This is a genomic window from Actinosynnema sp. NPDC037264, assembly GCF_055603705.1.
Genome location: NZ_JBVJVK010000008.1, coordinates 1 through 20,396, shown reverse-complemented (window position 1 = coordinate 20,396; position 20,396 = coordinate 1). Strand labels below are relative to the sequence as shown.

Genomic DNA, 20,396 nt, shown 5'->3' with positions numbered 1-20,396 from the left:
GGGGCGGAGTGGAGTCGGCACGGGACGCCTGGGCGCGCAGAACGTCCCGTGCCGAGTCTGGGTGCTAGGGCTCCGTGCCCCAGGCGAGGGTTCCGCCGGTGTAGGCGGTCACCCGGTCGAAGTCGGTGAGGGTCGCGCTCACCCGGTAGCTGTGGTCGTCGGCCTGGTTGAAGGTCGACCAGTCGGACTTGGCCACCCGCAACTGGATGTCGCCGGTGCTCGCGCCCGCGGCGAGCGTGCCCGCGGTGAAGGACACCTGGAGGTAGGAGTCCGCGCCCGGCCGTGCGTTCGGCAGCTTCACGACGGTGGCGCGCACGTTGGCGCAGCCGACCACCGCCCAGTCGCAGAACACCTGGTAGTTGGCGTTGGCGGTGTCACCGGTGAACCAGTACCGGAGGGTGACGGTGGACCGGTCGACCGCCGTGGCGCCGCGGTTGACCACGGCGAGCGTCGCGCCGATCTGGTTGGCGCTCGCCGAGCCGTTGCCGCGCTGCTGCACGGCGACCGGGCCGCTCACGCCGCCCGGCGTGGTCCGGAACGTCACCGCGGTGCTCGCGGCGGAGACGTTGCCGGCGGCGTCCCGGGCTCGGACGGCGAAGGTGTAGGCGGTGTCGGCGGTGAGGCCGGTCAACTGGTGGCTCACGCCGGTCGTGGTGGCCGCGACCGAGCCGTCCGGGCGGACGATGTCGTAGCCCACCACGGCGTTGTTGTCGCTGGAGGCGGTCCACGTGATCGTCGCGCCGGTGCTCGTGATCGCGGAGGCGGTCAGTCCACCCGGGACGGTCGGCGCCTCGCGGTCGCCGTTGTCCGCCACGGTGATCACGATCGGCGTGCTCGCCGCCGACGCGTTGCCCGCCGCGTCCTTGGCCCGCACCGAGAAGGAGTGCGAGCCCGGCGCGAGGCCGGAGAGGGGGAACGTCGGGGTGGCCGTGGCACCTACGACCGTGCCGTCCGCCCGCAGCACGTCGTAGCCGGCCACCCCGACGTTGTCGGTGGAGGCGTTCCAGCCCAGGGTGAAGGTGTTGTTCGGACCGGCGACCGCCCGCAGCCCGGTGGGGACGGTGGGCGCCTCGCGGTCCACCACCGCCGGACCGGGCTCCTTGCCCCACTGCACCTGGCCGTCCTGCACGAGCACCACGCGGTCGGTCAGCGCGACCGTGTTGCCTGTGCCCAGGCCCTCGTACGACCAGTCGTTGGACGGGTCCCAGGTGCCGGCGCTGGTGATGCGGAACTGGACCTCGTGCTTGTGCGCGGACTGGCCGCCGGGGTACACGCCGGGGCACGGCACGTCCACGTAGTACACCGAGCCGCTGTGCTGCTTGGGCGCGCCCGGCGTGCCGCACTGGTTGTAGTTCGTGGTGACGGTGACCTGGTCGGGCGTGGTGGCGCCGTCGAGGGTGAAGTAGTAGCGCAGCGAGCCGTTGAACATCCGGGCGGGCCACGCGGTCTTGTTGAGCACGAACGCCTTGATCTCGGTGAAGCCGGTCGCGCTCTGGTTGACCGAGGCCTGCACGGTCAGCTCGGGGCCGTCGGTGGCCTCCGCGACCGGGAAGTTCGCCAGCGGCGTGCCGCCGTACTCCTTGTAGAGCCGGGCGAGCGCGCCGGTGAACCCGGCGTTGTAGTCCAGCGCGACCTCGTTGGCGACGAAGTCGGTGCGGTCGTCCTTGTAGGAGTCGTTGTTCGTGCCGGGGCCGCCGACCAGGGCGCCGTACAGCACGTGCCTGCTGGTGACGGGGTCCTGCATGGTGTCGGCCCACGCGCCGTGCGCGGTGCGGTGGTGCGGGTTGCGCGGCGGGGTGGCGCCGAAGCCGACGACGTAGCTGGCGTTGCGCGGGTTGTCGCCCAGCGCGTAGTTGATCTGCCGCGCGCCGAAGTCGTGGTAGGTGGTCGCCCTCGCGGCGTCGCGCTCGCGCAGCCAGTCGCTGTAGACCAGCGCGACGAACGCGGTGTTGGCCGCGTACCGCAGCGAGCCCCAGGTGTCCAGGTGCGCCTGGCCGCCCGGCGAGTAGCGCACCCGGTTGCCGTTGTAGCCGGTGGTCCAGTAGTCCAGCCACCGGTTCGCGTCGGCGACGTACTCGGCCTCGCCGGTCAGCTTGGCCAGCAGCACGTAGGCGCCGTAGGACTTGTCGTCCCACGCGATGGTCCACCGGTAGGACCGCGTGGTGGTCTGCGGCTCCGTGGACAGCTTCGGGTACTCCGCCTTGGCCTTGGCCAGGTAGCTCGCGTCGCCCGTGGCGCGGTACAGCCAGATCGCGCCCCACACGAGCTCGTCCTGGTAGCCGCTCCAGGAGTTGTAGAAGTTCGCCGAGTCGGTGATGCAGGCGCTGTACTTGCCGCGGTAGGTGTCGGCGAAGCTGTAGAGCTGCTTGGCGTGGGTCAGCAGCGTGGCGGCGTAGGTGGGATCGGTCGCCTTGAACACCATCGAGGCCGACGCCATCGCCGCGGCGTACTCGCCCGCCAGGTCCGAGCCGGGGCAGGACGCGTCCACTTTGTACGACGGGCGCGCCATCTGCATGACCTCGGCCGCGCCCCACCACTTGTGGTCGTCGTCGCCCTTGCCGACCTGCCCGTACACCACGTTGGGCGACGGGTGGGCCTTGATGATCCAGTCCGTGCCCCACTTGAGGTTCGCCATCAGGTGCCGCAGCTGGCCCGAGCTCTCGTAGGCGTCGCGGTTCTCCACCGCGCCCCACGCCAGCATCGACATCGTGGCCGCGAACGGCAGGCCGAACTTGACGTGGTCGCCCGCGTCGTAGAAGCCGCCCGAGAGGTCGAGGCCGACGTCGCTGCCGTCGCGCAGCGCGGAGTCGCCGCGCCAGTTCACCCGGTTGTCCGCGGGCAGGTCGCCGGACCGCTGGGCGTCGTAGAACCAGATCGACTTCTGCAGGGCCTCGCCGTAGTTGAACGCGGGCGCGGCCGTCGCGGACGGCTGGAACGGGGTCAGCGTCAAGGCGCTGACCAGCACGGCTAGCGTGCCGGCCAGCGCACCGGACATGCGTCGTCGCATGCGGTGCCTCCGAGGGGCAGGGCGGTGGAGGTTTCTGGGAGCGCTCCCAGTCCGGGACTGTAACGGCAACGAAACACCGTGAAAAGAGGGTTCAGCCACAAAGCCTTGACAAATTCGGCTTGCAGGCGTCCCGCCTCTGCGCCGAACGGTGGCCGGCGCTGGACCGAATGACCCAGCGTGGGGGAGCGCTCCCAGAACGTGACCACGGCTCGGCGCTACCTCGCCCGGCAGGTCAGCTCGGGCGTGACCGCCGAGCCGCTCGCGGTGTACCCGAAGGACCCCGAAGCCCCGGGTGCGAGCGTGCCGTTCCAGCCGACGTCGTCCACGGACACCGAGGTGCCGGACTGGGTCAGCGTGCCGTTCCAGAGCGAGTTGATCGTCTGGTCGCCGGGCCTCGTCCAGGTGACCGTCCAGCCGTTCAGCCGAGCGGTTCCGGTGTTGGCGACGGTGACCTCGGCCTGGAACCCGCCTTGCCAGGAGCCGGCGAGGCGGGCCGTGGCCACGCAGCCGCCGGGCGGGGGCACGGAGGTCGTCGTGGTCGTCGTGGTCGTGGTGGTGGTCGTCGTCGAGGTGGTGGTGCTGGTCGGCGTGGTGCTGGTGGTGATGGGGCGGTAGCTCAGGCCGTGCCCGAGCGGGTAGAGGGCGGCCTTGCCGTCACCGGCGTTGATCGGCTGCTGCGAACCGCTGTTCATCCAGGTCATGGGCAGCTTGCCGGTCGGGTTGTAGTCGCCGAACAGCACGTCCGCCACGCCGCGGCCCTCGGTGCCGGGCAGCCAGGAGGCGAGCAGCGCGTCCCAGTCGCCGACCTGGTTCGCGATGTCCAGCGGGCGTCCGGACACCAGCACGACGACCACCGGGATGCCCGCCGAGCGGAGCCGGTTGATCGTCTCCAGGTCCTCGCGGTCCAGGCCGAGGCCGTACGGCCGGTCGCCCTGCCCCTCGGCGTACGGGGTCTCCCCCACCACCGCGATGGCCGCGTCGTACGAGCCGTCCACGCCCGCGCCGTACCGGTCGTGGGTGATCGACGCGCCGGAGCCGACCAGGTCGCGGATGCCCTGGAGGATCGTGGTGCCGGGCGTGGTGTTGCCGCTGCCGCCCTGCCAGGTGATCGTCCAGCCGCCGCTCTGGTTGCCGATGTCGTCGGCCGACTTGCCCGCGACGAAGTACCGGCCGGACTTGGCCAGCGGCAGCACGCCGTCGTTGCGCAGCAGCACCTGCGACTGCCGCACGGCCTGGCGGGCCAGGTCGCGGTGCGCGGCCGAGCCGACCGTCGAGGTCAGCGAGCGGTCGGTGAGCGGGCGCTCGAACAGGCCGAGCTCGAACTTCTTGGTCAGGATGCGGCGGTTGGCGTCGTCGATGCGGGCCGTGCTCACGCGACCGGCCTGCACCTCGGCCTTGAGCAGGCTGATGAACCGCCGGTAGTCGGTCGGCACCATGACCATGTCGATGCCCGCGTTGACCGCCGCGGCGACCTCGGCGCCGGTGAACCCGGTCGCGCCGTCGATCTGGTCGATGCCCGCCCAGTCCGAGACCACGAAGCCGGTGAAGCCGAGCTCGGTCTTGAGCAGGTCGGTGATCAGGTAGCGGTGACCGTGCGCCTTGACGCCGTTCCAGCTGCTGTAGGAGATCATCACGGAGCCGACGCCGCGCTCGACGGCGGCCTTGAACGGCGGCAGGTGCACCGTGCGCAGCTCCTGCTCGGTGATCCGGGCGTCGCCCTGGTCGTCGCCCGCGGCCGTGCCGCCGTCGGCGATGAAGTGCTTGGCGGTGGCGAGCACCGAGCCGGGCGTGCCGCCGAGGGTCGCGCCCTGCAACCCGTCGATGTAGCTGGTCATCGCGGTGGGAATCTCCGGCACCTCGCCAAACGACTCGTAGGTGCGGCCCCACCGGTCGTCGCGCGCGACGCACAGGCAGGGCGCGAAGTTCCAGTCGATGCCGGTGCCCGCGACCTCCTTCGCGGTGGCCTCGCCGATGCGCTGGACCAGCCCGGGGTCGCGCGTGGCGCCCAGGCCGATGTTGTGCGGGAAGATCGTCGCGCCGCGCACGTTGTTGTGCCCGTGCACCGCGTCCACGCCGTAGACGAGCGGGATGCCCAGCGGCGTGGACATGGCCGTGCGCTGGAAGTTGTCGTACATGTCGGCCCACGACTGGGGCGTGTTCGGCGTCGGCGCGGAGCCGCCGCCCGAGAGCAGCGAGCCGATCCGGTAGGTGGCCAGGTCCGCGGCGGAGCCGAGGGCGCCGCGGTCGACCTGGGTCATCTGGCCGACCTTGTCGTCCAGCGACATGCGGGCGAGCAGCTGCTCGACCCGCGGGTCGGCCTGGGCCGCCACCTGCGCGGTGGCGACCGGCCGCAGGTGCGGCACCAGCACGGTGGCGGCGAGGGCGACGGCCGCCAGGAGGGCCGTCGTCGCGGCCACCGCGACAGGTCGGGAGGGAGTGCGCGTCATTGCGTTGCCTCCGGGGCGAGGACAGGGTCCGGGAGAGTGCTGGGAGCGTTCCCAGACTAAGAATGTCCGGTTCCGTGCACCAGTGATGAGCTTTTCGGCGTATTGCCACGGCGACCGCACGGCGTAATTCGACAAATTTTCGACATCAACTTCGACTCCGCCGTGACCTGGGTCTCAGTAACCTGATCGGAGCAGTCGACCCAGGAAATGCTCACCCTCAGTGGCGAACCGCGCGTTCGTCGGCGGCTGACCCGTCTCAGGCACTGTTCATCCGGCGTTCTCTTCACGGACCGTGAGAAACGGCGGGGGTCACCGGTGGATCACGACCTCTTTTCTTCACCGTTTCCGACTGGCTACAGTCCTGCCACCTGGGAGCGCTCCCAGCCGAAGTCCGCCCCCGTTCAGCACCGACGCTGCGAGGACCTTCCGATGCGAGCACACAACGCCCACGAATCCGGCACCGACGTCCGACGGCCACGCCACAAGGCGAGGCTGGCCGCGGCGGGCGCGCTCTCCAGCGCTCTGGTGGCCAGCGCCGTTGCCCTGGTCCTCGGCGGCGGCGCGACGACCGCGCAGGCGGCCGACTCGGCGTTCTACGTCGACCCGAACACCTCGTCCGCGAGGTGGGTCGCGCAGAACCCCAACGACTCGCGGGCGGCGGTGATCCGGGACCGGATCGCCTCGGTTCCCGCGGCGCGGTGGTTCACCACCACCAACACCTCGACGGTGCGTTCGGAGGTCAACTCCTACGTCGGCGCGGCGGCGTCGGCCGGGAAGATCCCGATCATGGTGGTCTACAACATCCCGAACCGCGACTGCGGTGGCGCCAGTGGCGGCGGCGCGCCCTCCCACGAGGCCTACCGCGCCTGGGTGGACGAGGTCGCGGCGGGGCTGGCGGGTCGGCCGGCGTGGATCGTGCTCGAACCGGACGTACTGCCGATCATGAGCAACTGCCAGAGCGCCGACCAGCAGAACCAGACCAGGGCGTCGATGGCCTACGCGGGCAAGAAGCTCAAGTCGGGTTCCGGGCAGGCCAAGGTGTACTACGACATCGGCAACTCGGCGTGGCTGTCCCCGTCGGAGGCCGCCAACCGGCTGCGCGCCGCCGACATCTCCAACAGCGCCGACGGCATCGCGTCGAACGTGTCGAACTACCGCAGGACGTCCGACGAGGTGGCCTACACCAAGAACATCCTCAACGCCGTCGGCGACGGCAGGCTCACCGCCGTGATCGACACCAGCCGCAACGGCAACGGCCCGCTGGGCACCGAGTGGTGCGACCCCGCCGGGCGCGCCATCGGCACGCCCAGCACGACCAGCACCGGCGACTCCCGCATCGCCGGGTTCCTCTGGGTCAAGCTGCCCGGCGAGGCCGACGGCTGCATCGCACAGGCGGGCCAGTTCGTGCCACAGCGCGCCTACGACCTGGCCATCGCCGCCGGCCCGACGTCCACCACCACGACGACGTCCACCACTACCTCCACGACCACGAGCACCACCACTACTACTTCCACGACCACTTCCACCACGACCACCACTCCGCCTCCAGGGGACGGATGCAGGGTGACGCACCGCGTGGTGAGCCAGTGGTCGGGCGGTTACACCGGCGAGATCGTCATCGAGAACCGGGGCGCGGCCCTCACCGGCTGGACCCTGACGTTCTCCGCGCCCGGCGTGACCGTTTCCCAGGGCTGGAACGGGACGTGGACCGACGGCGGCGACATCGTCCGCGTCGGCAACGCGGCCTGGAACGGCGGACTCGCGACCGGTGGTACCGCGACCATCGGTTACAACGCGAGCTTCAGCGGCGGTACCCCACCGTTCACTTCTCCCACTTTGAACGGTGTGGCGTGCGGCTGACGCCGTAGCCCAGCCCTCAAGCGGCTCCCCTCCCCGACTGGCAGTCAACGGGAGGGGAGCCGCTCTCCTTATATCCTTGTGCACGTGACCGAACCGATGTCCGTCGCCGCGCGCGAGGCGTTGTCGACCGACCCGTCCGCGCCCGCCGAGGCGTTGGCGGCGCTCGCCGACGACCCGAGCCCGGTGGTCCGCGCGAACCTGCTCACCAACCCGGCCGTGCCCGCCGACCTGCGCTACCAGGTGCACGCGTCGCTGTCGGCGGAGGCGGCGTCCGGTGACCGCGAGGCGGAGAACGCGCTGGCGTGGGTGCGCTACGACCGTTCCGGCCGCACCGCCTGCGACCGGCCGGAATGACCGCCCCCGGGATGAGCGACCGCTGCCCGTGCGGCCGGGGTGAGCCCTACGAGGAGTGCTGCGGCCCGTTGCACCAGGGGCGGCGCAAGGCGCCGACCGCGGAAGCCCTCATGCGCTCCCGCTACAGCGCGTTCGCGGTGGGCGACGAGGACTACCTCCTGGCCACGTGGCACCCGACGACCCGGCCGGCGTCGCTGGACCTGGACCCGGACCAGCGCTGGACCCACCTGGAGATCCTCTCGCACACCGGCGGCACCCCGTTCCAGACGACGGGCACGGTCGAGTTCCGCGCCCATTACCGCTGGCAGGGCCACCGCGACGAGCTGCACGAGAACAGCCGCTTCGTCCGCGAGGACGGCGCCTGGTTCTACGTCTCCCCCGCCTGAAACACCGGCCGCCGCCAGGACGATCTACCGGACATGGTCGAGCAGGCTGATGGCAGCTTAGGGATCTACGACGCCTTCCCCGGTTATCGCCGCCCGTCCGAGGACGAGTTGGCCGACGCCCTCCGCTCCGCGCTGGTCGTGGTCGACGCGAACGTCCTGCTCAACCTGTACCGGTACAACGAGTCGACGCGCGACGACCTGCTCGGCCTGCTGCGCGGGGTGGGTGACCGGCTGTGGGTGCCGCACCAGGTGATGCGCGAGTTCTGGCGCAACCGGCTGACCGTGCTGGCAGGCCGTGCGGTGGCCACCGACCAGGTGCTCACCGCGCTGGGCAAGCAGCAGCGGGCCGCTGACGACGCGTTGCACCAGTGGGCGAAGACCACGGCGTTGGCCGACGCGGTGCGCGACGACCTCGTGCGCAAGGTCGCCAAGCTGCACCAGGACCTGGTGGACGTCATCGGATCACACACCCCGGCGTCGCCCGACTCGCCGGGGGTGCCGGGACGCGAGCCGGTGCTCGACCAGTTGGAAGCGCTCCTGCGCGGCAAGGTGGGCGCGAAGCCCGAGCCCACCCGGTGGACCGAACTGGTCAAGGAGGGCAAACGACGTGCCGCCGCGAAGGAGCCACCCGGCTACCTCGACGCGGGCAAGGACGAGTCGAACCTGCCCGAGGGCGCGGCCGGCGACTACCTCGTCTGGGCGCAGGCGGTCCAGGAGGCGGCGCGGCGTGACGCGGACCTGCTCTTCGTGACCGGTGACGAGAAGGAGGACTGGTGGTGGCGTTACCGGTCGGAATTCCTCGGTCCGCGCGTCGAGCTGGTGGAGCAGTTCGCCGCCGCGTCCGGCAAGCAGCTCTACATGATGCGGCCCGTCGACCTCCTCAAACGGGCGGCGGCGATCGAGGTCGAGGTGCGCAGCGAGTCCGTGAGCGACGTCGCGCGGGTGAGCGAGAGCCAGGAGAGCGCGACCTGGACGCCCGCCGGCGTGGCCGAGCTGCTCCGGCAGCTCGACTTCGAGGAACGACCACAAGCCGAGGTCATCCGTCAGGCGGCCAGACAGGAGGGGTGGATCGATCGCGAGACGATTTACCGGATCGGCGGGTTCAACGACGAACGGTCGCTGCGAGGCTTCACCAAACCGACCGCACGCATCACGCGCATGCTGCAGAGCCGCGGCATCGTGGCAGAGGGTGTCGAGCCCGCGCTGACCCCGGCCTACAACGGCGTCACGGCGTTCGCGTTCCACATCCCGGTCGAGATGGTGGCCATCCTCGAGAACGAGCCCGACGAGGTTGACCTGGACGGAGTTCCGGACTAGCGCGGTGCGTTCTGGGAGCCCCGGACGCCGGTGGCGGAGCCGCGCGGGAGGGTGCAGGCGGCGTCGGTGTTGAACGGGCCGACCGACGTGTCCAGGCCGCTCTTGCGCGGGGTGGCCTCGTAGCCCGCGGTGCACGGTGGGGGTTCGAAGAACGTCAGCGCCAGGCCGAACCGGGCCTGGCCGGACGCGACGGTCGACGCGCCCACCGACACCGCGTCCGGCACGGTCACCAGGACTTCCTCCAACGCCCCCTGCCGGGTGACGAGGACGTCCGCCGTGGTCAGGAGGTTGGCCAGCACGATGCCGAGGTTGGGCCCCGACTCCCGCAGCAGGGCGCTCACCTCCGCCGACGCGCCCGGCACGGCCCCGATCAGCCGCCGCAGGTCGCCGTCCGACTCACGCAGCCGTGACGCGACCAGCAGCGCGCTGTCGGCGAACGAGTTGATCGCGGCCGAGTGGTCCAGCTGGGTCCGCAGCACGGCGACGGAGTCGTCGAGCAACCGCGTGGTCTGCGGCAGGTGCGCGCCGGCCGTCCCGATGAACTCGGTCGTGGCGTCCAGCAGCACCTGGAGATCCGGCCCGGTGCCCCGCAACGCCTGGTCCAGCTCGTCCACGACGGTCCGCAGCGACTCGACCGGCACCGAGCGCGCCAGGTCGTCCAGGCTGGTCAGCACCTGCTCCACCGGCAGCGGCAGCCTGGTCCGCGACCGCTCGATCACCGAACCGTCGCCCAGGTACGGCCCGCTGTCCCGGCGCGGCCGCAGGTCGACGTACTGCTCGCCCACCGCCGAGCGGTTCGCGACCACCGCCTCCAGGTCCACCGGGATCGGCGGCGCGCCCGCCGCGATGCGCAACTCGACCTCGACCTGCCCGTCACCCAGCCGGATCGGCCCGACCCGGCCCACCGGCACACCCCGGTACGTCACCTCGCCGCCGGTGAACAGGCCACCGGTGCGGGCCAGCTCCAGCCTGACCGCGTAGCCGTCGTCCACCACCACGAGCCCGACGTACTTCGCGCTCACGTACGTGACGCCGAGCAGCGCGATGACCGCGAACAGCGCGACCTGCAACCGGATCCGCCGGGTGATCATCAACGCCCTCCGGGCTTCAGGGTCAGGTAGGTGTTGAGGTAGTCGCCCTTGATGCCGTCGAGCACGGCGTCGGTGAACGGGAACGTCAGCAGCATCTCCAGCGACTGCGGCAGGTTCTGCCCGGACTCGGCCAGCCGCCGCAACGTCGGCTCCAGCGCCCGCAGGTCGGCCACCAGGTCGTCACGGCTGCGGTTCACCGTGTCCACCGCGACGTCGGACAGCTCGCGCAACGCGTTCAACAGCCCGACCAGCTGCCCGCGCTGGTCGTTCAGCACCCGCAGACCCGGCTCCAGCCCGTCCAGCACCTCGCCGATGTCGCCCTTGCGCGCCTCCAGGGAGGACGCGAGCTTGTCCATCCCTTCGAGAGCGCGCGTGATCTCGCCCTTGTGCGAGTCCATCGCGCCGACGAAAGAGTCCACAGTGGACAGCAGGGACCGCACCGCGGCCTCGTTGCCGGACAGCGCGGCGCTCAGCTCCCGTGAGATGTCCCGGATCTGCGCGATGCCGCCGCCGTTGAGCAGCATCGACAACGCGCCGAACACCTCCTCCACCTCGGGGTTGCGGTTGGTCCGCGTCACCGGGATCACCGCCCCGTCCACCAGCGGCGACGCCGACCGCTCGTCGGGCACGGCCAGCTCCACGTACTTCTCCCCCAGCAGGCTCGACTGCCGCAGCCGGGCGAGGGCGTTCGACGGCAGCAGCACGTCACCGCGCACCGCGACCCGCACCAGCGCCGTGGAGCCGTCCTCGGACAACCCGATGTCCTCGACCTTGCCCACCGCCACGTCGTCCACCTTCACGCCGGCGTGCGGCACGAGGTCGAGCACGTCGTCGAACTCGACGGTCACCCGGTACGGCCGGTCGCCGAGGTCCGCGCCGCCGGGCAGCGGCAGGTCGTACGCGCTCGGCATCGCCGAGCACCCCGTCAGCACCAGGACGAGCCCCACCGCCGCCAGCCGCCTCACCGCGCACCTCCGGGAACGCTCAGCAGGTCGGTCACGAACTCGTTCAGGTTGGCGCGCGCGTTCAACGTCCCGGTCGCCGGGTCGTAGGCGTTCACCACGTTGTGCAACGCGACCGGCGCGACCTCCAGCATCTCGGTCAACGACTCCTGTTGCCGCACCAGGGTCCCGGTCAGCACGGCCAGGTCGTCCACACTGGACTTCACGCGCTCGCGGTTGTCGTGCACGAAACCCCGCACCTGCTCCAGCGCGGTGGCCAACTCGCCCAACGCCGCGCCCAGGTCGTCCCGCTCGGCGGCGAAGAACCCGGACACGTCGGCCAGCTGGTCGGCCAGCCGCCCCACCTGCTCGTCGTTCGCCGCGAGCATCGACGTGAACGACTGGAGGTTGTCCACGGTCCCGAACAGGTCGTCCCGCGACCCCGCCAACGTCTTCGCCGCGTCCGCGAGCTGCCGGATCGACTCGCCCAGCGCCGCGCCGGTCCCGTCCAGGTTGGCCGCGCCCGTGTTCAGCAGGTCGGACAACGCGCCCTCGCGGTTGGCCCCGTTCGGGCCGAGCGCGGTCAGCAGCGTGTCCAGGCTCGTGTACAGCTCGTCCAGCTCGACCGTGCCCGCGGTGCGCGCGCTGGTGATCACGGCCCCGGGCGCGATCTTGTCGCCCCCGGTGTAGACGGGCGTGAGCTGCACGTACCGGTCGGCCACGATGTTCGGCGACACGACCACGGCACGGGCGTCGGCGGGCACTTCCACGCCGTGGTCCAGTTCGAGGTCGACCCGCACCGACCCGCCCTCGGGCAGCACGCCGACCACCCGGCCGACCGGCACGCCGAGCACCCGCACGTCCGAGCCCTCGTACACGCCGACGGCGGCGGTGAAGTAGGCGGCGACCCGCGTCGGCGAAGGCCTCAGGAAGATCCACCACACGACCGCCGCCGCCACGAGGACCAGCACGGACCCCTGCGCCAGCGCCACGACCAGGCGGCGACCGCCCCGCGTCCGGGCGAACATCAGCGGCCTCCCGTCGGGCAGTCGCGCCGCGCGCCCGGGTCGACCACGAGCCCGCACAGGTAGGTGTCCACCCACTGGCCGTTGCCGAGGGAGTTGTTCAGCACCCGGTAGTACGGCCCGGCCAGCGCGAGGCCCCGCTCCAGCGCGTCCTGGTTGGCCCGCAGCACGTCGGTGACCCGATCCAGCTGCTCCAACGCGGGCCGCAGCTGCTCGGAGTTGTCGGCGACCAGGCCGGACAGCTGCCGCGACAGCGCGCGGGTCCCGTCGAGCAGCGCCGCGATCGCGTCACGGCGGCGGCCGACCTCCTCCAGCAGCAGGTTGCCGTCCGTGATGAGCGCGGCGAAGTCGTTGTTGCGCTCCGCCAACACCCCGCTGACCCGGTTCGCGCCCGTGATCAGCGACGCCAGCTGCTCGTCGCGCGAGGAGATGGTCTTCGACAGCGCCGACAACCCTTCCAACGCCTGCTTCACGTGCTCCGGCGAGTCGCGGAAGGTGTCCGAGAGCACCTGGAAGCTCTCCGCGAGCCGGTCGGTGTCGATCTCGCCGAGCGTCGTCGACAGCCCGCTGAACGCCTCGATCACGTCGTAGGGCGAGGTGGTGCGCTCGACCGGGATGGTGTCGGTGAGCGGGTCGCGGCCCTCCGAGTCGAGCGCCAGGTACTTCTGCCCGAGCAGGGTCTTGATCCGGATCTCGGCCCGGCTGCGGTCGCCCAGCTCGACACCGGCGACCCGGAACGTCACCCGCACCCGGCCCCCGTGCAGCCCGACGTCGGTCACCTCGCCGACCTTCAGGCCCGCGACGCGGACCTCGTCGTCCACGCGCAGGCCGGCCGCCTCGGTGAACTCGGCGGTGTGCTCCACGCCGCCGCCGAAGAACGGCAGGTCCTCCAGGAAGAAGGTGAGCAGGGCGGTGATCGCGATGACCAGGAGGCCTACGGCTCCCAGCAGCACCGGTCTGCGTTCGATCCGCTGGGGCGTCATCGGTGGCACCTCGATTCGGTGACGGGGATGCCGACCGGCGGTCCGCCGGGCGCGGGCGGGGCCTCGGAGGAGGCGAAGCACAGGTAGAAGTTGAGCCAGGAGCCGTAGGACGCGGTGCGGCCGATGGCCTCGAACTTCACCGGCAGGTTGCGGATGAACGGCTCCAGCTCGGGCGCGTCGCCGAGGTTGCCCGCGAGCAGCCCGAGCGCGGCGATGTCGTCCTTGAGCGGTTGGCGTCCCTGCTCCAGCAGCGACGCCGTGCTGTCGCTCAACGCGGCCAGGCCGGTGATGGCGTTGCCGATCGGCTCGCGGTCGGCGGCGAAGCCGGACACCAGCTGCCGCATCGAGGTCAGCAGCTCGCCGAACCGGTCGTCCCGCGAGTTCACCGTCTCCAGCACCGCGTTCAGGTTCTCCACCACCTTGCCGATGACGTCGTCCTTGGCGGCCAGCGCGGAGGTGAGCGACGCGGTGTGCGCGAGCAGGCTCTCCACCGTGCCGCCCTCGCCCTGCAGCACCTGGACGATCTCGTGCGACAGCTTGTTGACGTCCTCCGGGTCCAGCGCCTGGAACAGCGGCTTGAACCCGTTGAACAACGTGGTCAGGTCCAGCGCCGGGGTCGTCCGCTCGACGGGGATCAGGCCCCCGTGCGGCAGCTTCTCCCCCATCCGCCCGGCGGGCTGCTCCAGCGCGACGTACCGCTGGCCGACCAGGTTGCGGTACTTGATGGTGGCGGTGACGTCGGCGGACAGCGACCGGCCGTCGGCGACCGAGAACGACACGTCGACCAGCTCGTCGTCCACCAGCTCCATCGACTCGACCTGGCCGACCTTCACCCCGGACATGCGCACGTCGTCGCCCTCGGCCAACGCCGTGACGTCGGTGAACCGGGCTGCGTAGACGACGGCGGAGCCGACCTGGCTGCCCGCGATGGTCGCCGCGAGGAAGCCGGTCGCGGCGACCGTGACCACGACGAACACCAGGAACTTGGTCAGCGGCGCGGCGATGTTCCTCATCGGCCACCCGCCGTGAGCAGACGCGCCCAGTCGGGCACCTGGTCGGGGGCGACCGCGTTGACCGGACCGGACGGGCAGTGCGGACCACCGCCCCGGCGGTGCACGGGGTCGTCGCGGCCGGGCACGTACTCCTCCCCCGGCGGCACGACCGTGATCTCCGCGTGCACGCCCGGCTGGTCGGTGCCCTTGCCGAGCACCTGGTCCATCCGCGGCCGGATGGCGTTGACCGCGCCGAGCACGCACCCGAACTCGGGCGAGTAGGTGGCGAACAGCTCGAACGTCGGCCGTGACCGGTCCGCCAGCGCCACCACGGTCTCCCCGTTGGCGCGGAGGAAGCCGGTCAGGTCGGCCGAAGCGGTGGTGAGGCTGGCGTACACGGCGTCGAGGTCGGCGCGTTGCTCGGCGATCGTGCGGCTGACCGCGGTGGCGTCCGCCAACGCCCGCACCAGGTCCGGCCCCGCGTCCGCGTACACGCCGGTGACGTCGGCGAACGCGGTGATGTCCTCCTTGAGCACGGGCAGGTGCGGGTTCAGCTCGCGCAGGTAGGCGTCGAGGTCCACGATCGCCTGCCCCAGGGTCGCGCCGCGCCCGTCCAGCGCCCGCGCCATCGACGTCAGCGCGGAGGACAGCTTGTCCGGCCGCACGGCCTGCAACGTCGGCAGCAGGTCCGCGAGCACCCGTTCCAGCTCGATCGCGCCGGACGTGCGGTCCTGCTCGATCACGGCGCCGTCGTCGAGCGCGCCGGCGGGGTCGTCCGGGAGCTCCAGGCTGACGAACCGCTCGCCGAACAGCGTCTTCGGCAGCAGCCGGGCGGACACGTTCGCCGGGATGCGGCCGACCTGGTCCGGGCGCAGGCCGAGCTCGACCTCGGCGCCGTCGCCGTGCGAGCGGATCGCCCGCACCTCGCCGACCAGCACGCCGAGCAGCTTCACGTCCGACTCGGCCTGGAGCTGGTTGCCGACGTGGTCGGTGCGCAGCAGCACGGTCACCCGGGACGTGAACACCTTCTGGTACGCCGCGACGGACAAACCGCACAGCGCGACCAGGAGGGCGGCGAACAGCAGCCCCAGCAGGCGACGGCGCAATGCCACGGGTATTCTCCGAATGGGTGATGGGAATAGTCCGAAATAACGTTACCGACGAGTACGGTACTAACGGACGTGCCACCGCACAAGCAACCACAAATCCTTGTCAAGCGCATGACAAAATCGGTTCGCGGAACACTCACCTGGATGCACAAACCCGATCGGGGCCTGGCGCCCCGGCCCGCGGTGCGGCTAACAATGATCGGCGTTGTCGAGAATCGGGGGTGCCCGCGTGTCACAGCTGCCGCACTGCGTCCGGGTGCTCCACCGCGCCGGAATGGTCCAAGCGCACCGGCCCGATCGGGCGCTGCGGTCGCTGGTCGAGGTGCGCGCGTGGGGCCCGCTGCTCGGGTCGGTGCTCCGCGCCGCGCGCGAGCAGCCCGACGCCACGGCGGTGATCGACGAGACCGGCCCGTGCGGCTACGCCGACCTGCACGAGCGGTCCGCGGCGCTGGCCCGCGCCCTGCACGCGGCCGGCATCGGCGCGGGGCACGTGGTGGCCGTGCTGTGCCGCAACCACCGCGGGCCGGTGGAGGCGATGCTGGCGTGCGCCCGCATCGGCGCGCGGGTGCTGCTGCTCAACACCGGGTTCGCCGGGCCGCAACTGGCGGACGTGGTGCGCCGGGAACGGGTGGCCGCGCTGGTGCACGACCCCGACTTCGAGCCCGTGCTGGCGGAGGCGCCGCCCGCGGTGGCCAGGTTCTCCACCGGCGACCTCGACCAGCTGATCCGGTCGGCGCCCGACCGCGAGCCGCCACGACCGGCGCGGCCGGGCGACGTCGTGCTGCTCACCAGCGGCACCACCGGGACGCCCAAGGGCGCGCACCGGGAGGTGCGCTCGCCGTTCGCCGCGGTCGACTTCCTCGACCGCGTGCCGCTGCGGTCGCGCGAGGTGACGGTGATCGCCGCGCCGGTGTTCCACGGCATCGGCTTCGCGCACCTGGTCCTGGCGATGGGCCTGGGTTCGGCGGTGGTGCTGGCGCGCAGGTTCGACGCGAGCCGGACGGTGGAGTCGGTCGCGCGGCACCGGGCCACCGCGTTGATGCTCGTGCCGACGATGCTCCGGCGGATCCTCGACCTGAGCCCGTTGGAGCTGGAGTCGCACGACCTGTCGGCGTTGCGGGTGGTGCTGAGCTCCGGGGCGGACCTGCCGGCCCCGCTGGCCGCCGAGGCGACCAAGCGGTTCGGCGACGTCGTCCACGACCTGTACGGGTCGACCGAGGTGGCGGTGGCGACCGTGGCCACGCCCGAGGACCTGCGCGAGGCGCCCGGCACGGTCGGCCGCCCGCCCCGCACGTGCCAGGTGCGCGTCTACGACGACCAGGGTCGCCGGATCACCGAGCCGGGCGTGGTCGGCCGGGTGTTCGTGGGCAGCCGGCTGCGGTTCAGCGGCTACTCCGGCGGTGGTGGCAAGGACGTCGTCGACGGCCTGGTGAGCACCGGCGACCTGGGGCACTTCGACCGGAGCGGTCGGCTGTTCGTCGACGGCCGGGAGGACGACATGATCGTCTCCGGCGGCGAGAACGTGTACCCGGGCGAGGTGGAGAACCTGCTGGCCACGCACTACCAGGTGCGGGAGTCGGCGGTGGTCGGCGTGCCCGACGCGGAGTTCGGGCAGCGGCTGCGCGCGTTCGTGGTGCCGGTGCCCGGCGCGCGGGTCGACCCGGAGGAGCTGAAGCTGTTCGTGCGCGACCGGCTGGCCAGGCACAAGGTGCCCCGCGAGGTCGTGCTGACGGCGTCGCTGCCGCGCAACGCGACCGGCAAGGTGCTGCGCCGGCAGCTCCGCTAGCGCCGTTCTTGTCATGCGACGCACGACAACACTGGCGACTTTGTCACGGGAGTGCGCCCTGGTTGACAACTTTTCTTGATCAAAAATACAGTGTTCGGAATCACACCCGACCGTTTGGTGGTGGGCGAACAGCATGAACAGAACCGGAGAACTCCGAGCCTCCGAGTTACCGCTCATCGGGAACGCGGACCTGTGGGAGCAACTGCCCGCCGACCTCGCGCCGAAGTTCCGCGCCAGGGCCGGCGACGTGGCCGTGGACATGGTCCGGGAAATCCAGAACCAGATCGCCGAATATTCACAGAAGTTGGAGGGGATGTTCGGCCAAGTGGTGGTCGAGGGGGTGGAACAGGCGATACACCAGTTCATCGACCGGATGGTCGACCCGACCGCGCAACGGGAGGACCGGGCCAAGCTGTTCCGCCTGCTCGGCAAGCTCGAGGTCAGCGCCGGGCGCAGCCTCGACCTGCTGCAGACGGCGTACCGGATCGGCGCCCGGGTGGCGTGGCGGCGGATCTCCGAGTTCGGGCAGACCGAACGCGTGCCGCTGGCCACCATGTGCCTGATCGCCGAGGCGATCTTCGCCTACATCGACGAGCTGTCGCTGCGGTCGATGGAGGGCTACGCCGAGGCGCAGGCCCGGCACGCGGGCGCGTTGCAGCGGCGGCGCAAGCGATTGCTGGAACTGCTGCTGGGCGAACCGGGCTACCACCCGAACGCGCTGGCCGAGCTGGCCGAGGCGGCGCACTGGCCGTTGCCGGAGAAGGTGCTGGTGGTGGCGCTGGAACGGCGCACCGACCAGCACCAGCTGCCGATACCGGTGCTGCACGAGGACATCCTGATGGACCTGGAGGGCAGCGAGCCGTGCCTGCTGCTCACCGACCCCGAACGGCAGCTGGTCGCGTTGGAGCAGAAGCTCGGCGGGTGGCGCGCGGCCGTCGGGCCGATCGTGCCGCTGGCGTCGGCGCGGCAGTCGCTGCGCTGGGCGCGCCGCACCATCACGCTGATCCAGTCGGGCGTGATCGCGGACCGGCCGATGGTGGACACCACCGAGCACCTGTCGACGTTGCTCCTGCTCGGTGACGAGGAGCTGGTGCGGGAGCTGGTGAAGCGGACGCTGGCGCCGCTGGAAGGGCTGACGCCGAAGCAGCAGCAGCGGATGCGGGAGACGATGACCGCGTGGGTGGAGACGCGCGGCAGCGCGCCGGAGGTCGCGTCGAGCCTCGCCGTGCACCCGCAGACGGTCCGCTACCGGTTGCGACAGCTGGAGGAGCTGTTCGGGGCGAAGCTGCACGACCCGGACGCGTTGTTCGACATGGGCATCGCGCTGCGGGCGCTGCGATTGCTGGGCGGGGCGGGGGGACAGCCGCGCAGGCTCGGTCCGGCGGGTCCGCCGGGGTTCACGGGGTCCCCGGGAGCAAGGTCAGCGTGAGGTCGATCGCGTTGCCCGGTCCCGAGATCAGACCGGTCAGCAGCGGGTCGAGCCGCTCGCGGCCCTGGCAGCCACCGAAAGGCGGGATCGTGTAGACGCCCTTCATCCGCATCTTCGCCAGCTCGAACGGACCCTCCAGGTCGATCGACGCGGGTTCGACGGTCTGGCACGCCTGCCCGACGTCCAGCGGCTGCTCGTTGACGGCGACCTCGCCGAGCTTGACGACGACCCTGGCGTTCGCCTTGACGTAGCCGTCCTTGATCGTGCCGACGACCTTGGCGACCGGGATCAGGTCGGTGCGCGCGGTGTTGGGCACGAAGCCGAACACGATGAAGTAGCCGAAGCTCGGCGGCAGCGAGAGGTCGCCGGTGATGGTGCCGTCGACCAAGTCGATCTCGGCTTCGAGGGTGCCGGGGCCGAGGGCGAGGTCGGACTGGAGCTTGTGGATCCGGCTCACCCCCTCGACCTCGTAGAAGACCTTGATACCGGCCGTCGACACCGGCGCGCGCACCTCGGCGTGGCGCACCACCCACGTCGGGGTCAGTGCCGCGCCCAGCAGCGCGGCGACCGCGGCCAGCACCACCGCGACCCTCACCGCACGGCTCCGCTCATTCTCCGAAACTACTTTCCCGGACGCGGCCCGCACAAGCGCCGATCAATGATTTGTCATGTGCGTGACAAACCTTTACAGCGCTTTTATCGCACCTCTGACACAGCCGGGCAAACGTGAAAGAAATACTTGCCGAGCCTGCGCGACAAAGCTACTTTACTGACGAGTAGCCTTCCGTCGCCCATCGCACACCCCTGTTTTCCGCACTGCTCTCGACGAGGAGACGCACATGCTGAAACTCACTGGCCGTAGGGTCGTCGGCGCGCTCGCGGCCGCCATCGCCGTCGTCGGATCGGTGGCGTTCGCCGGCGCGGGCACCGGCATGGCCGCCACCAAGAGCCTGACCCTGTCGTACAGCTGCCCGTTCCCGTTGATCGGCACGCAGGACGTGACCGTCCGCATCACCGTGGCCGACCTGGCCGACTCCGCGGTGGTCGGCCAGCCCGTCCCGCCGACGAGGGTGACCGCCATCGCCACGGTGCCGTCGAGCGCCACCCTCGGGCTCAGGCTGGTCGGCGCGACGACCGTGGAGGGCACCGCCGTCGCGAGCACCGCGGTGGACAACGCGGGCGCGGTGCAGGACGTGGTGGCCAACCTCGTGGTGGCCAAGACGAACATCCCGGCGTCCGGCTCGTTCAACACCATCGCCACGGGCGGCACGGCGCCGGTCACCTTCACCAGGGCGGGCACGACCACGGTCCGGGTCGGCGCCTTCAGCACCACGTTGACGCCGCGCCGGGCCGACGGCAGCTTGACCGGCCTCGGCACGTTCACCTCCGCCTGCACGCTCAAGGCGAACCAGAACACACTGCTCCACACCTTCACCGTGTCGGCGGCCTGACCGTCGTCGACGGCACCGGGCAGTGATCCGACCGCGGGGGGGGGGGGGGGGGGGGGGGGGGGGGGGGGCGCGGGAGGGGGGGGGGGGGGGGGGGAGGAGGGGGGGGGGGGGGGGGGGGGGGGGGGGGGGGGGGGGGGGGGGGGGAGGGGAGGGCCGCCCCCCCCCCCACGTCCGTCACAGGGTCGTGGTGGCTCTTTCCGAATTGGTGCATAACTTCG

16 protein-coding genes and 1 pseudogene are annotated in these 20,396 nt (G+C 71.3%); 7 read left to right on the top strand and 10 right to left on the bottom strand.

The genetic code is table 11. The features are described from left to right. Positions 1-64 precede the first annotated feature (64 nt). The 3 genes and pseudogenes from ACZ7GX_RS12195 to ACZ7GX_RS12185 all read right to left on the bottom strand — a co-directional run. Positions 65-3,007: a glycoside hydrolase family 9 protein gene (locus tag ACZ7GX_RS12195; protein ID WP_498775732.1), complete on the bottom strand. Its 2,943-nt coding sequence runs from the start codon at positions 3,005-3,007 to the stop codon at positions 65-67. 215 nt (positions 3,008-3,222) lie between these two features. After that, entirely contained in the window at positions 3,223-3,510 is a 288-nt protein-coding gene (locus ACZ7GX_RS12190) for a cellulose binding domain-containing protein (RefSeq protein ID WP_498776122.1), read from the bottom strand. Between the two features lie 105 nt (positions 3,511-3,615). Continuing rightward, positions 3,616-5,454: pseudogene (locus ACZ7GX_RS12185) on the bottom strand (glycoside hydrolase family 3 protein); the annotation flags it as partial. A gap of 429 nt (positions 5,455-5,883) precedes the next feature. Between ACZ7GX_RS12185 and ACZ7GX_RS12180 the strand changes: the two are divergent. From ACZ7GX_RS12180 to ACZ7GX_RS12165, 4 genes are all read left to right on the top strand, one after another. Continuing rightward, entirely contained in the window at positions 5,884-7,314 is a 1,431-nt protein-coding gene (locus ACZ7GX_RS12180; protein WP_498775730.1) for a glycoside hydrolase family 6 protein, read from the top strand. Positions 7,315-7,398: 84 nt separating this feature from the next. Next, positions 7,399-7,668, top strand: coding sequence for a hypothetical protein (locus ACZ7GX_RS12175; RefSeq protein ID WP_498775728.1), 270 nt, complete (start codon positions 7,399-7,401; stop codon positions 7,666-7,668). A gap of 11 nt (positions 7,669-7,679) precedes the next feature. Then, positions 7,680-8,054, top strand: a complete 375-nt coding sequence (locus ACZ7GX_RS12170) for a YchJ family protein (protein ID WP_498775726.1) — start codon at positions 7,680-7,682, stop codon at positions 8,052-8,054. Positions 8,055-8,087: 33 nt separating this feature from the next. Next, the gene (locus ACZ7GX_RS12165; protein ID WP_498775724.1) at positions 8,088-9,371 is read left to right on the top strand and encodes a PIN-like domain-containing protein; all 1,284 of its coding nucleotides are present in this window, start codon (positions 8,088-8,090) and stop codon (positions 9,369-9,371) included. Here ACZ7GX_RS12165 and ACZ7GX_RS12160 read toward each other — a convergent pair. Genes ACZ7GX_RS12160 through ACZ7GX_RS12135 form a run of 6 tightly spaced genes read right to left on the bottom strand, consistent with a single transcriptional unit; the run spans position 9,368 to position 15,515 of the window. Next, the gene (locus tag ACZ7GX_RS12160; RefSeq protein ID WP_498775722.1) at positions 9,368-10,462 is read right to left on the bottom strand and encodes an MCE family protein; all 1,095 of its coding nucleotides are present in this window, start codon (positions 10,460-10,462) and stop codon (positions 9,368-9,370) included. The genes ACZ7GX_RS12165 and ACZ7GX_RS12160 overlap by 4 nt on opposite strands. Then, complete coding sequence (locus ACZ7GX_RS12155) at positions 10,462-11,427, bottom strand: MCE family protein (RefSeq protein ID WP_498775720.1); 966 nt, start codon at positions 11,425-11,427, stop codon at positions 10,462-10,464. Before ACZ7GX_RS12155 ends, ACZ7GX_RS12160 begins: the two co-directional genes overlap by 1 nt. After that, positions 11,424-12,431 (bottom strand): MCE family protein, encoded by a 1,008-nt coding sequence (locus ACZ7GX_RS12150; protein WP_498775718.1) that lies wholly within the window; start codon positions 12,429-12,431, stop codon positions 11,424-11,426. Before ACZ7GX_RS12150 ends, ACZ7GX_RS12155 begins: the two co-directional genes overlap by 4 nt. Next, entirely contained in the window at positions 12,431-13,411 is a 981-nt protein-coding gene (locus ACZ7GX_RS12145) for an MCE family protein (RefSeq protein ID WP_498775716.1), read from the bottom strand. Before ACZ7GX_RS12145 ends, ACZ7GX_RS12150 begins: the two co-directional genes overlap by 1 nt. After that, entirely contained in the window at positions 13,408-14,424 is a 1,017-nt protein-coding gene (locus ACZ7GX_RS12140) for an MCE family protein (RefSeq protein ID WP_498775714.1), read from the bottom strand. Before ACZ7GX_RS12140 ends, ACZ7GX_RS12145 begins: the two co-directional genes overlap by 4 nt. Then, positions 14,421-15,515 (bottom strand): MCE family protein, encoded by a 1,095-nt coding sequence (locus tag ACZ7GX_RS12135; protein WP_498775712.1) that lies wholly within the window; start codon positions 15,513-15,515, stop codon positions 14,421-14,423. The genes ACZ7GX_RS12140 and ACZ7GX_RS12135 overlap by 4 nt, the downstream gene beginning before the upstream one ends. A gap of 226 nt (positions 15,516-15,741) precedes the next feature. Here ACZ7GX_RS12135 and ACZ7GX_RS12130 point away from each other — a divergent pair, with 226 nt between their 5' ends. Together ACZ7GX_RS12130 and ACZ7GX_RS12125 are read left to right on the top strand one after the other, a co-directional pair. Then, complete coding sequence (locus ACZ7GX_RS12130; protein WP_498775710.1) at positions 15,742-17,298, top strand: AMP-binding protein; 1,557 nt, start codon at positions 15,742-15,744, stop codon at positions 17,296-17,298. 133 nt (positions 17,299-17,431) lie between these two features. Next, complete coding sequence (locus tag ACZ7GX_RS12125; protein ID WP_498775708.1) at positions 17,432-18,727, top strand: PucR-like N-terminal domain-containing protein; 1,296 nt, start codon at positions 17,432-17,434, stop codon at positions 18,725-18,727. Here the strand turns inward: ACZ7GX_RS12125 and ACZ7GX_RS12120 are convergent. Next, positions 18,696-19,322 carry a hypothetical protein gene (locus ACZ7GX_RS12120; RefSeq protein ID WP_498775706.1) on the bottom strand — a complete coding sequence of 209 codons (627 nt, stop codon included), beginning with the start codon at positions 19,320-19,322 and terminating at the stop codon, positions 18,696-18,698. The two genes, ACZ7GX_RS12125 and ACZ7GX_RS12120, sit on opposite strands and share 32 nt — an antisense overlap. 244 nt (positions 19,323-19,566) lie before the next feature. Between ACZ7GX_RS12120 and ACZ7GX_RS12115 the strand changes: the two genes are divergently transcribed. Next, complete coding sequence (locus ACZ7GX_RS12115; protein WP_498775704.1) at positions 19,567-20,178, top strand: DUF6801 domain-containing protein; 612 nt, start codon at positions 19,567-19,569, stop codon at positions 20,176-20,178. The last annotated feature ends 218 nt before the right edge of the window (positions 20,179-20,396 follow it).